The 12134-nt window shown below is 60.2% G+C and carries 11 protein-coding genes and 1 pseudogene; 9 read left to right on the top strand and 3 right to left on the bottom strand.

Annotated elements, in window-relative coordinates; genetic code table 11:
* From AFK24_RS30100 to AFK24_RS21030, 7 genes and pseudogenes are all read left to right on the top strand, one after another.
* Positions 1-203: pseudogene (locus AFK24_RS30100) on the top strand (transposase); the annotation flags it as partial.
* Between the two features lie 541 nt (positions 204-744).
* Positions 745-1758, top strand: a complete 1014-nt coding sequence (locus AFK24_RS21055) for a Bug family tripartite tricarboxylate transporter substrate binding protein (RefSeq protein WP_065835069.1) — start codon at positions 745-747, stop codon at positions 1756-1758.
* A gap of 52 nt (positions 1759-1810) precedes the next feature.
* Positions 1811-2344 (top strand): tripartite tricarboxylate transporter TctB family protein, encoded by a 534-nt coding sequence (locus tag AFK24_RS21050; RefSeq protein ID WP_065835068.1) that lies wholly within the window; start codon positions 1811-1813, stop codon positions 2342-2344.
* Complete coding sequence (locus tag AFK24_RS21045; RefSeq protein ID WP_065835067.1) at positions 2341-3870, top strand: tripartite tricarboxylate transporter permease; 1530 nt, start codon at positions 2341-2343, stop codon at positions 3868-3870. The genes AFK24_RS21050 and AFK24_RS21045 overlap by 4 nt, the downstream gene beginning before the upstream one ends.
* A 71-nt stretch (positions 3871-3941) precedes the next feature.
* The gene (locus AFK24_RS21040) at positions 3942-4886 is read left to right on the top strand and encodes a LysR family transcriptional regulator (protein WP_065835066.1); all 945 of its coding nucleotides are present in this window, start codon (positions 3942-3944) and stop codon (positions 4884-4886) included.
* Between the two features lie 163 nt (positions 4887-5049).
* Entirely contained in the window at positions 5050-5934 is an 885-nt protein-coding gene (gene ypfJ / locus AFK24_RS21035; protein ID WP_065835065.1) for a KPN_02809 family neutral zinc metallopeptidase, read from the top strand.
* A 4-nt stretch (positions 5935-5938) separates the two neighbouring features.
* A complete protein-coding gene (locus AFK24_RS21030; RefSeq protein WP_065835064.1) occupies positions 5939-6925 on the top strand; it encodes a hypothetical protein in 987 nt (328 codons plus the stop codon).
* Between the two features lie 369 nt (positions 6926-7294).
* On the opposite strand, the gene AFK24_RS21025 is transcribed toward AFK24_RS21030, so the two are convergent.
* The 3 genes from AFK24_RS21025 to AFK24_RS21015 form a co-directional block, all read right to left on the bottom strand.
* Positions 7295-7885, bottom strand: a complete 591-nt coding sequence (locus AFK24_RS21025) for an HAD family hydrolase (protein ID WP_065835063.1) — start codon at positions 7883-7885, stop codon at positions 7295-7297.
* On the bottom strand, positions 7882-8751 hold the full coding sequence (tesB, locus tag AFK24_RS21020) for an acyl-CoA thioesterase II (protein WP_065835062.1): 870 nt from the start codon (positions 8749-8751) through the stop codon (positions 7882-7884). Before tesB ends, AFK24_RS21025 begins: the two co-directional genes overlap by 4 nt.
* 82 nt (positions 8752-8833) lie before the next feature.
* Positions 8834-9403, bottom strand: a complete 570-nt coding sequence (locus AFK24_RS21015) for a GNAT family N-acetyltransferase (protein ID WP_065835061.1) — start codon at positions 9401-9403, stop codon at positions 8834-8836.
* 133 nt (positions 9404-9536) lie between these two features.
* Between AFK24_RS21015 and AFK24_RS21010 the strand changes: the two genes are divergently transcribed.
* The gene (locus AFK24_RS21010) at positions 9537-10454 is read left to right on the top strand and encodes a histone deacetylase family protein (protein ID WP_065835060.1); all 918 of its coding nucleotides are present in this window, start codon (positions 9537-9539) and stop codon (positions 10452-10454) included.
* A 321-nt stretch (positions 10455-10775) separates the two neighbouring features.
* On the top strand, positions 10776-12023 hold the full coding sequence (locus AFK24_RS21005) for a TIGR03862 family flavoprotein (protein ID WP_065835059.1): 1248 nt from the start codon (positions 10776-10778) through the stop codon (positions 12021-12023).
* Positions 12024-12134 lie beyond the last annotated feature (111 nt).

Genomic DNA, 12134 nt, shown 5'->3' with positions numbered 1-12134 from the left:
AGAACAGCAGCGGGCAAAAAGTTCGACTGGGAAAAATGTGTAAACGCGGTGATGCCTACCTGCGCAGCTTGGCTATTCAAGGGGCACACGCGGTATTGAGGCAGGTGCGGCCTGATTCGGAGCATCCGGATGACCACCGCTTGCGGCGCTGGTTAAGTCGCCACGGTCAAAAAGGAGCCGCGGTACGGTTGGCCAACCGCAACCGCTGCTGAAGAACATTGACCCCAGGTCAGACCGTCGCGGATAGATGCCTGCCCTCCTACTGGCCCTTTGAGGCCTTACTGTAATCGGCATACCGCGAGCTTATCCAATGTTGGCCAGAAGCCGATGATGCTTCCTCGAACAGGCCTTATACATAGATGCAACCGGGTAGCAGTGTTCAAAAGCAGGTTGAAAGTGTGGGCGAGTCCATACATAGGAGGGGACTTGTCCCCGAAGACGCCGGTGCAAGCGCTGAAGATTTTCCTCGGCAGGCCCGACGCTTTCCCGGACAAGTCCGGTCCTACCTGATTTGTGCACGCCCGGTAGGAGGGGACTTGTCCCCGAAGACGCCAGTGGATCAGGAGGTGGTGCCTCCAGTTAAGGATATGTCTTTCTGTGTCTGCGATAACCCCAGGCTATCGGTGTATCTGATGTTTTGAGTAGACGCCGAGGTCATAGCTTCCCACACTCGACCCAAGATTTGCCGACGCCCAAGTCGGACGAATCGCTCAAAAAACAATTACAAGAAATAGAGGTTTCACTATGCGAACCGCATCCCTTCGACGCGCGTCCCGTCTTCTGTTCGGCTGCTCCCTGCTTTGTGCCAGCGCCCTTCCCGCCATCGCCAACGCCTGGCAACCGGACAAGAATGTCGAGATCATCGTGGCTGGCGGTCCTGGCGGCGGCACCGATCAGTTAGGCCGTCTGATCCAGTCGATCATCACCACCCACAAGCTGCTCGACGTGAACACTATCGTGCTCAATAAAGGTGGCGGTAACGGCGCCGAAGCCTTCCTGGACCTGAAAATGTCTGAAGGCGATGCCGACAAACTGGTGATCGGCACCAACAACATCTATCTGCTGCCGCTGGTGTCCAAGCTCGGTTATCAATGGCAGGAATTGACCCCGGTTGCGGCCGTTGCCGAAGACGACTTCATCCTCTGGACCTACAAAGACGCGCCATGGAAAGACGCGAAAAGTTTCTACGAGACGGTAAAAGCCGATCCCTCGAAACTGCGCATGGGCGGCAGCCAGTCCAAGGACGTCGACCAGACCCTGACCCTGCTGCTGAACAAGACCACCGGCAGCAAACTGGTGTACATCCCGTTCAAAAGCGGCAGTGAAGCCGCCACGCAGCTGGCCGGCAAACACATCGCCGCCAACGTCAACAACCCGAGCGAAAGCATCAGCCAATGGCGCGGCGATCAGGTGCAACCGCTGTGCGTGTTCAGTAAGGAACGCATGGGTTACACCGAAAAAGTCGCCGGGGATAAATCCTGGGCCGACGTGCCGACTTGCCGCGAACAAGGCCTGGGCGTCGATCAGTATCGCTTCCCGCGCACGGTGTTCATGCCGGGCAAAGTCACTGCCGAACAGCGCACGTTCTATATCGAGCTGATGCGCAAAGTCTCCGAGGCGCCTGAATTCAAGGCGTATGTCACTCAGAACGCCCTGGTCCCGACCTTCCTGGAAGGCGATCAATTGACCGCTTACATCCAGCAGGACACGGCCCGCGTCACGCCAGTGTTCAAGGATGCCGGCTGGTTGCGCGACTGATTTGACCCACTGCCGGGCATTGGCCCGGCAGTTTTCTCGGGAGGTGATTCTCATGCCCCATTCTTCTGCAACATCCGCGCTGGTCGGCACCCGTTGGGTCGAGCTTGGCCTCGCGCTGTTCACCCTGCTGCTCGGCGCAGTGGTGATGTACGGCAGCCTTGAACAAGGCATCGGCTGGGGCGATTCCGGCCCGGAGCCGGGCTACTTCCCTTTCTACATTGGCCTGCTGTTGAGCTGCGCCAGCCTGGGCAACATCGCCCTGACGCTGATTCGCTGGCACGCGCTGAGCGTGGCGTTCGTCAGCCGCGAACAGTTTCGTCAGGTGTTGTCGGTGTTCATTCCGATTGCGCTGTTTGTCGCGGCCATGCCGTTCACCGGCATTTACCTGGCTTCGGCGGTCTTCATTGCCTGGTTCATGTGGCGTGACCGGGTTCGTGCCAAGCCTTACGGCAAGCTGATGATCTGCACGGTGTCCGGCGGCGCGGTACTGGCCAGCTATCTGATTTTCGCCTTGTGGTTCAAGGTGCCGCTGCATGCCGGGCCGTTCGGTGACTGGCTGGCCATGGCCGGGAGATCACTGCAATGAGCGAGTTCGATTCCCTGCTGCAAGGCATGAACCTGATTCTCACCCCCGGCCATATCGGCCTGATGGTGATTGGCGTGCTGCTGGGCATTCTGGTCGGCGTATTGCCCGGCCTTGGCGCGCCCAACGGTGTCGCGCTGTTGCTGCCATTGACCTTCACCATGTCGCCGGTCTCGGCGATCATTCTGCTGTCCTGCATGTATTGGGGCGCGCTGTTTGGCGGGTCGATCACCTCGATTCTGTTCAATATTCCCGGCGAGCCGTCATCGGTGGCGACTACGTTTGACGGCTACCCAATGGCCCGCGAAGGTCGCGCTGCCGAAGCATTGACCGCCGCATTCAGCTCGGCGCTGATCGGCGCACTGGCCGGTGTGTTGCTGCTGACCTTTTTGTCGACGCGCATCGCGGCGTTCGCCATGTCGTTCAGCTCGCCGGAGTTCTTCGCGGTGTACTTGCTGGCGTTCTGCACCTTTATCGGCATGAGTAAAAACCCGCCGCTGAAAACCATGGTGGCGATGATGATCGGCTTCGCCATGGCCGCCATCGGCATGGATACCGTGTCCGGCAACCTGCGCCTGACGTTTGATCAACCGATCCTGATGACCGGGATCAGCTTCGAGGTCGCGGTGATCGGTTTGTTCGGCATCGGCGAAATCCTCTGCACCGTTGAAGAAGGCCTGGTCTTCCGAGGCGAACATGCGCGCATCACGCCGATGGTGATCTTGCGCACCTGGGCGAAATTGCCGCGCTACTGGCTGACCATCGTGCGCAGCACGTTGGTGGGCTGCTGGATGGGCATCACGCCGGGCGGGCCGACCGCTGCCTCGTTCATGAGCTACAGCCTGGCGCGACGTTTCTCGAAGAACCGCGACAACTTCGGCAAAGGCGAACTCGAAGGCGTGATCGCCCCGGAAACCGCCGACCATGCGGCCGGCACCAGCGCCCTGCTGCCAATGCTGACTTTGGGCATTCCAGGTTCGGCCACGGCTGCGGTGATGCTCGGCGGCCTGATGATCTGGGGCTTGCATCCCGGCCCGACCTTGTTCGTCGAGCAGCATGATTTTGTCTGGGGCCTGATCGCCAGCATGTATCTGGGTAACGTCGTCAGCCTGATCGTGGTGCTGGCCACCGTGCCGCTGTTTGCCTCGATCCTGCGCATTCCGTTCTCGATCATTGCACCGATCATCATCATGGTCTGCGCGATTGGCGCGTACTCGGTGCATAACTCGCTGTTCGATGTCGGCCTGATGCTGGGGTTCGGCGCGCTGGGTTATCTGTTCAAGAAACTCGGTTACCCGATTGCGCCATTGGTATTGGCGGCGGTGCTGGGCGACAAGGCCGAAGACGCCTTCCGCCAGTCGATGCTGTTTTCTGACGGGCAACTGGGCATTTTCTGGTCCAACCCGCTGGTCGGCAGCTTGACCACGGCGGCGCTGTTGATGCTGTTCTGGCCGCTGATTTCCGGCGCTATCCAGCACGCAATTGGCTGGCGCACGCGCCATCCGGCTAAACCGAAATCGATTCTGTAAGCAGCAAGGGGCTGGCAACGGCTGACGTTTCTTGTCAGTCTCGCGCCAGTCCTTCTTGCGAGCCCTCTTCCATGACCCGAATTCCCGACGCCAATGTAATTCACAGCCGCCTGCGCTTGCGCCAGTTGCGACTGATGCTGGCGTTGCAGGAGTTGGGCTCGCTGCGCCGCGCCGCCGACAACATCGGCATGACCCAACCGGCCGCCACCAAAATGCTCCACGAAGCGGAGGACTTGCTCGGCGTCGAGCTGTTCGAGCGCCTGCCACGCGGCATGCGCGCCACGCCGTTTGGGGAAACCGTCATCTATTACGCGCGCATGGTGTTTGCCGAGCTGAGCGGCATGCGCGAAGAACTCGTCGCGCTGGAATCCGGCAACCTCGGCCGGGTTGCAGTCGGCGCCATTCCGGCGCTGGCTTCGGGCTTGCTGACCCGCACCATAGCCGACTTGAAGAAAAGCCACCCGCGTCTGTCGATGAGCATTCAGGTCGACACCAGCGACGTGCTGGTCCAGGCGCTGTTGCAGGATCAACTGGACGTGGTGCTCGGGCGCATTCCCGGTGGTGCGCGCGCCGAAGAACTGTTGTTCGACAGCCTCGGCGAAGAGGAACTGTGCGTGGTCGCTGGCGCGCAACATCCCATGGCCAAGGCGACCCAGCTGAGTTGGGCAGAGATGCAGAACATGACCTGGGTGCTGCAGCAACATCCCAGCCCGATGCGCTCGATCATCAATCAGGTGTTTCACAACGCGCGGGTCGATATCCCCAGCAGCATCGTCGAAACCACCTCGATCATGACCCTGCTGTCGCTGGTGCAGCAGACCGACATGCTTGGCGTCACGCCGCTTTCAGTGGTTGAAGACTATCCGGGCCGCGATCTGTTGGCCGTGCTGCCGATCAAATTCGAAGCGCGCCTGCCGCCTTACGGCCTGATCACCCGCCGCCATCGCATTCAATCTTCGGCGATGCAGGCATTCATTCAGTCGGTCAAGGCCGAACACGAGCTGGTTCGAAGCTGAATCCAGTGCGGATAATGGCGAACTAATACCTACCGAAACATCTCTACTTATCCGTCGAAGCTTCGCCGCATAACGTCACCCATTTCGCCAACCCGGATAATCGGACTGGCGGATACCCGACCTAGCAGCGAAACTCATTAAAGGATAAGCAGAGGATTCCCACATGCTATGGAAAAAAGGTCGCCGCAGCGACAACGTGGTAGATGCGCGAGACAGCAGTAGCGGCGGCGGTGGGATGCGCTTGGGTGGCAAAGGATTGGGGATCGGCGGCATCGTCATCATTGTCGCGATCGGCCTGTTGACCGGCCAGGATCCGATGCAGATTCTCGGGCAGATCACCGGCCAGCTGAGCGAGCAACCTGCGGCGGTCCGCCCACAAACCACCCAGGCGCCACCCGCCAACGATCAACAGGCCGAGTTTGTCCGTTCAATTCTGGGCGACACCGAAGACACCTGGCGCGCAGTCTTCCAGCTTAACGGTCGCCAATACCAGGATCCGAAACTGGTGCTGTTTCGCGGCCAGGTTCAGTCAGCGTGCGGTTTTGCGTCGTCGGCCAGCGGCCCGTTCTACTGCCCGGCAGACCGGCAGGTCTACCTGGACATGGAGTTCTTCCGGGAAATGTCACAGCGTTTTAAAGCCGCAGGAGATTTCGCACAGGCCTATGTGATTGCTCACGAAGTAGGCCATCATGTGCAGACGTTACTGGGTGTTTCAGATAAGGTTCAGGCAGCCCGTCAACGGGGCCAGAAAATGGAAGGCACTAATGGGTTGCTGGTGCGCCAGGAACTTCAGGCCGACTGTCTGGCAGGTGTCTGGGCTTTCAATGCGCAAAAGCGTTTGAACTGGCTCGAACCCGGTGATATTGAAGAAGCGCTGAACGCGGCCAACGCCATTGGCGACGACCGTTTACAGCAGCAAAGCCAAGGCCGCGTAGTACCCGATTCGTTCACGCACGGGACCTCCGCTCAACGGGTTCGCTGGTTCAAGACCGGCTTCGCCCAAGGCCAAATCAATCAGTGCGACACGTTCGCAGCAAAGAGCCTCTGATCACATGATGAAACCGCTTCTGGTCCTGTCGTTAAGCGCCCTTCTGAGTTTTGCAGCTCATGCCGAGGATCAGGCGGTCAAATCAATCAGTCCGGATCGTCTGACCATTAATGGCGTGCAGGCCACGCTTGGCCTGAGCCAGGAATGGCTTCGGCCCAAGCCACAGATCGAGCGCGCGGTCATCGTCCTGCATGGCCGTTTGCGCAACGCCCAGACCTACCTGCGCAGCATCGAGCGCGCGGCCAACCAGTCCAAGCAACGCAGCAAGACATTGCTGATCGCGCCGCAATTTCTCAATGAGAAGGACGTGGTCGCTCACCACCTGGCGGACAATATCCTGCGCTGGCACGGTAACGACTGGATGGCGGGCGACACCGCTGTCGGGCCGAAGCCGGTCAGTTCGTTCATCGTCATCGACCATATCCTGCGCCGCCTCAGCGACAGCAAGTTGTACCCGAATCTGAAGGAAATCGTGATTGCCGGCCATTCCGGCGGCGCGCAGGTGGTGCAGCGCTACGTGATGCTTGGCGGCAAGGAAGACGTGCTGCTACGCAAAGAAGGCATCAAGCTGCGTTATGTGATTGCCAACCCGTCCAGCTACGCCTGGTTCGATGCCGAACGGCCATTGCCGGTAACAGCGGCGCAGTGCCCTGGCTTTGATGATTGGAAGTACGGTTTGAAACACATGCCTACCTATGCGGGCAAAGTGAACCCGGCCGACATCGAACAGGGCTACGTCAAACGTGATGTCACGTACTTGTTGGGTGAACTCGACACTAACCCCAATCATCCCGCGCTGGACAAGACCTGCGGCGCCGAAGCCCAGGGCGCGTTCCGCCTGGCGCGTGGCCAGAACTACTTCAACTACCTGACCAAGCGCCACCCGGAAGGCCTGAACCAGCGTTTGATCATCGTGCCGAATGTCGGCCACAACGGCGACGGCATCTTCACTTCGCCGGAAGGTCAGGCGGTGTTGTTCAAGCCGCTTTGACTTTACCCGTTGGAGCGAGGCTTGCCCGCGAATCAGAATTTCAATCGACGTATTTATGTCGCCTGAAACGGCCCCTTCGCGGGCAAGCCTCGCTCCAACGGAATCGGGATAAATCCCGCTCACTGAACAGCGCATATCCCCTGTAGGAGCGAATTTATTCGCGAGGCGGCGGGTATGCCGAGCACATCGTCAGCGCTTGCCCGGGCGTCTTCGGGGACAAGTCCCCTCCTACAGGGCTACGTTGCCCCTGTAGGAGCGAATTTATTCGCGAGGCGATATTCCTCACAACGCAGGACCTGCGCCTCGCCAACAAGTTGGCTCTTACAGGGTTCAGCAGGCGCCGCCAAATTACGGTTTTTTTGCCGTGCTTCAGGCCAACAACCCGCGCAACTCCACACAATCCTGCGCATGCCAGTCGGTCAGTTCCGGCCATGGGTTTTCCGGCAGATTGACCAGAATGGTGTGGGTTCCGGCTGCGCGGCCGCAGTCCAGGTCGAAGCGATAATCACCGACCATGACCATTTGCGACGGCTCGACCTGCCAGCCGCGCGCCAGATGCAACAGGCCTGCGGGATCGGGTTTGTGCGCGGCTTCGTCGCGGCCAAGAATATCCTCCAGCGCAAAACAGTCCGCCAGGCCGATAGCGTCAAGGGTCACGTGCGCCAGCTCGCGCGCATTGCGGGTCAGGATGCCGAGCCGATAACCACGCCCCGCCAGATCACGCACCAGTTCCACCGCGCCCGGCGCCGCTTGCGAACCCAAGGCCAGTTCGCGCTCGTGCTCCAGCAACCAGGCGTGCTTGGCCGCAGCGATATCCGCGGGCAATGCCGCCAGATGACCGAGGATGTCGTGATCCTGCGGAATATCCAGCGCCCGTTTGATCGCTGGAAAATCATGCACCGCGAGGGTCAGGGTGCCGTCCATGTCGAACACCCAGTGGTGAATTCCGTTCAGGTTCATACCCAATCCTTGCGATGGCGAATCAAGCCTTCCTGGCTGACTGAAGCCACCAACTGACCGGCGCGGTTGTAGACGCTACCTCGGGAAAACCCACGGGAATTGCCCGCCCACGGGCTGTCCATCGCATACAGCAGCCAGTCATCGGCGCGCAGGTCGCCATGAAACCACAGCGAATGGTCGAGACTGGCCACTTGCATGTCCTTCTGCCAGACCGTCTTGCCATGCGGCAGCAGCGAAGTGGTCAGCAGATTGAAGTCCGACGCGTAGGCCATCAGATATTTATGCAGCGCGGGAACATCCGGCAGCGTGCCATCAGCGCGGAACCAGACATACTTCACCGGCTCCGCAGGCTGCGGATTGTAAGGATCGGACGCCGTCACCGGACGAAACTCAATCGGCTTGGGGCAGAGCATCTTGTCGCGCATGTGCTCGGGAATCAGGTGCGCGCGTTGCTGGAGCAACTCCAGCTCCGAAGGCAGGTTTTCCGGGCCGACCACCTCAGGCATGGAAGTTTGATGCTCGAAGCCCTTCTCGTCGTACTGGAAGGAAGCGCTGCAGGTGAAGATCGGCTGGCCTTTCTGAATGGCCGTGACCCGACGCGTGCTGAAACTGCCGCCATCGCGCACCCGATCCACCTGGTAGACAACCGGCAAACCGGCATCGCCGGGGCGCAGGAAGTAACCGTGCAGCGAATGCACGTGGCGCTCGTCCTCTACGGTCTGGCTGGCGGCCGACAACGACTGGCCCAACACTTGGCCACCAAACAACTGACGAAAGCCAAGGTCCTGGCTGCGGCCGCGAAACAGGTTTTCCTCAATGGGCTCCAGAGTCAGCAGCTCGACCAGATCATCCAATACTTGGCTCATTCATCATTCCTCAACCAAAACTTGATCGCCCGTTCAGCGCGACAAAATTGAAATGATACAGAAATTAACGCAGCGCTCCCGATCAAGCTTGCAGGGTTTTCAGCCATTGTTGGCGATTGATTCGATATAGCACGTGGGGCCTGAGCGGATGCCCTGGCGCAAGTTTCGGGTGCTCGAAGTTTTCCGCAGGATCGCTCTGCATGCCGATGGCCTGCATGACTTTTTGCGACGGCAGGTTGCTGACCGCGGTAAACGACACGATCTGCTCCAGCCCAAGGCGCTCGAACCCACAACCCAGAGCGGTCCAGGCCGCTTCACTGGCGTAACCGAAGCCCCAATGCTCGCGAGCCAGGCGCCAGCCGATTTCCACCGCCGGGGTGAAATGCGCCTCGAAACCCACCACGCAAAGGCCAGTGAAACCAATGAACTCACCGCTGTCCTTACGCTCCAGCGCCCACATTCCAAAGCCCAGCTCCGCAAAATGCCCACGCACGCGTCCGATTAGTGCCGCGCTTTCCAGGCGAGTCAGCGGCGCTGGAAAATAGCGCATCACCTGCGGATCGGCGCACATGGCGGCAAATGCTGGCAAATCGTCATCTCGCCACTGGCGCATCAACAGTCGTGCGCTCTCGAGCTTGAGTATTGGCTCCATCGTTTGCTCCTAGACAGCCTGTCTGACCAATCAGTGTATAAGTCGGCCGGTGTTGCGCTCGGTTGGACCGCAAAGCTGGGCGGATACGAGCAATGCTGGCACTATCCGGCTTCGACCTCTCAACGGACGCAAAATGTCCCTGCCGCTCATCTATCACGAGGATTACAGCCCGGACTTCCCGGCTGACCATCGCTTCCCCATGGATAAGTTCCGCCTGCTGCGCGATCACTTGATCGACAGCGGCCTGACGACCGATGCGCAACTGTTGCGTCCGCAATTGTGCTCGAACGAGATTCTGGCCCTGGCCCACGATCCGTCCTACATTCGCCGCTATATGGAAGGTGATCTGTCCCGGGAAGACCAGCGCCGCCTCGGCCTGCCGTGGAGCGAAGCCCTCGCCCGCCGTACTGTACGCGCGGTCGGCGGCTCGCTGCTGACCGCCGAAAAGGCTCTCGAACATGGCCTCGCCTGTCATCTGGCGGGCGGCACCCATCACGCGCATTACGATTATCCCGCCGGTTTTTGCATTTTTAATGACCTGGCGGTGATCAGCCAATACCTGCTGCAGAGCGGCCGCGTGAGCAAGGTGCTGATTTTCGATTGCGACGTGCATCAGGGCGACGGCACGGCGCGGATTCTGGCGGACACCGAAGACGCCATCACCGTCTCGCTGCATTGCGAAAAGAACTTCCCGGCCCGCAAGGCCCACAGCGACTGGGACATCCCGCTGGCCATGGGCATGGGCGATGAGGAGTACCTGAAAGTCGTCGATGATCTGCTCAACTATCTGCTGCCGTTCTATAAACCAGATCTGGTGTTGTATGACGCGGGTGTCGATGTCCATCAGGACGACGCCCTCGGCTACCTGAAACTGACCGACGCGGGTGTGGCCGCACGGGACGAAGCCGTGTTGCGCCACTGCCTGCACCGGGACATCCCGGTCATGGGCGTGATCGGTGGCGGCTACAGCAAGGATCGCCAAGCCCTGGCGCGCCGCCACGGGATTTTGCATCACAGCGCGCAGAAGGTTTGGGTTTCGCAGGGGTTGTGAGCGGTATGCCACACGATTTTCAACACGGGTAGGAGGGGACGAGTCCAAGTCTACCGGTTTGCACGAATCGGTAGGACCCGACTTGTCCGGGAAAGAGGTCGGCGCAGATACCGGGCTGGGTCAGGCTGTATGATGCTGGTCAATCCGACGCCATCGGGGACAAGTCCCCTCCTACCGATTGCGTGTTGAGCGAAATCGGTAGGACCGGACTTGTCCGGGAAAGAGGTCGGCGCAGATACCGGGCTGGGTCAGGCTGTATGATGCTGGTCAATCCGACGCCATCGGGGACAAGTCCCCTCCGACTGAGATGCCTAATCCGCCATGACCAGCCCCGCCAGCAAATCCCAATCCTCAGTCGCCATCATCGGCGGCGGCCCTGCTGGCTTGATGGCCGCCGAAGTGCTGAGTCAGGCGGGGATCAAAGTCGATCTGTACGACGCCATGCCGTCAGTGGGCCGCAAGTTTCTTCTGGCCGGTGTCGGCGGCATGAACATCACTCACTCGGAACCTTACCCGGCGTTTTTGTCGCGCTACGCCGAACGTGCGCCGCAGATCGCGCCGATGCTGCGCAGTTTTGGTTCCGATCAGCTGTGCGAGTGGATTCACGGGCTGGGCATCGAGACGTTCGTGGGTAGCACCGGTCGGGTTTTCCCCACCGACATGAAGGCCGCGCCCTTGCTGCGCGCCTGGCTCAGGCGACTGCGCGAGGCCGGCGTGGCGATTCATACACGGCATCGCTGGTTGGGCTGGGACGCGCAAGGTCATTTGCGGATCGCCAACGCTGACGGCGAAACGTCGATCAATCCTGATGCCGTGCTGCTGGCGCTGGGCGGCGCGAGTTGGGCGCGATTGGGCTCCGACGGCGCGTGGCTGCCGTGGCTGGAACAACGCGGGGTTAGCGTCGCGCCGCTGCAAGCGGCCAATTGCGGCTTCGAAACAGGCGGCTGGAGCGAGTTGCTGCGCAGCAAATTCGCCGGTGCGCCGCTGAAGAACATTGCCATGGGTCTGCCCGGTCAGGCCGCGCGCCTGGGGGAATGTGTGCTCACCGAAACCGGCGTCGAAGGCAGTCTGATCTACGCGTTGTCGGCGCAGATTCGCGAGCTGATCAATCAGCGCGGGGCGGCGACAGTCTATATCGACCTGTTGCCAGGCAAAACCGTATCGATCATCGAAAAATCCTTGGCCCGACCTCGTGGTTCCCGCTCGATGTCCAAGCATCTGCACAGTCAGTTGGGGATTGATGGGGTCAAGGCTGCGCTGCTTCGGGAACTGGCCTCGAAAGAGGCATTCGATAATCCCGCTCAGCTAAGCAAGGCACTGAAAGCCCTGCCACTGAAGCTGGTCAAGGCGCGACCGCTGGACGAAGCAATCAGCACCGCAGGCGGCGTGACTTTCGAAACCATGGACGAACGCCTGATGCTCAAGCCATTGCCCGGCGTGTTCTGCGCAGGCGAGATGCTCGACTGGGAAGCACCCACCGGCGGCTATCTGCTGACCGCCTGTTTCGCCAGCGGCCGCGCAGCTGGATTGGGGATGGTGGAGTGGTTAAATACTGAACCGCAGACCTGACGTCATCCCGGTAGGACCGGACTTGTCCGGGAAGACGTTGGTTCAGGCAACGATGCCCGATCAGATAGATCGAGCGTCCCGCCCGATCTCTTCGGGGACAAGTCCCCTCCT

The organism is Pseudomonas syringae, assembly GCF_001698815.1.
In the GTDB taxonomy this organism is placed as follows: domain Bacteria; phylum Pseudomonadota; class Gammaproteobacteria; order Pseudomonadales; family Pseudomonadaceae; genus Aquipseudomonas; species Aquipseudomonas syringae_A.
This window is presented reverse-complemented; position numbering and strand designations above follow the sequence as displayed.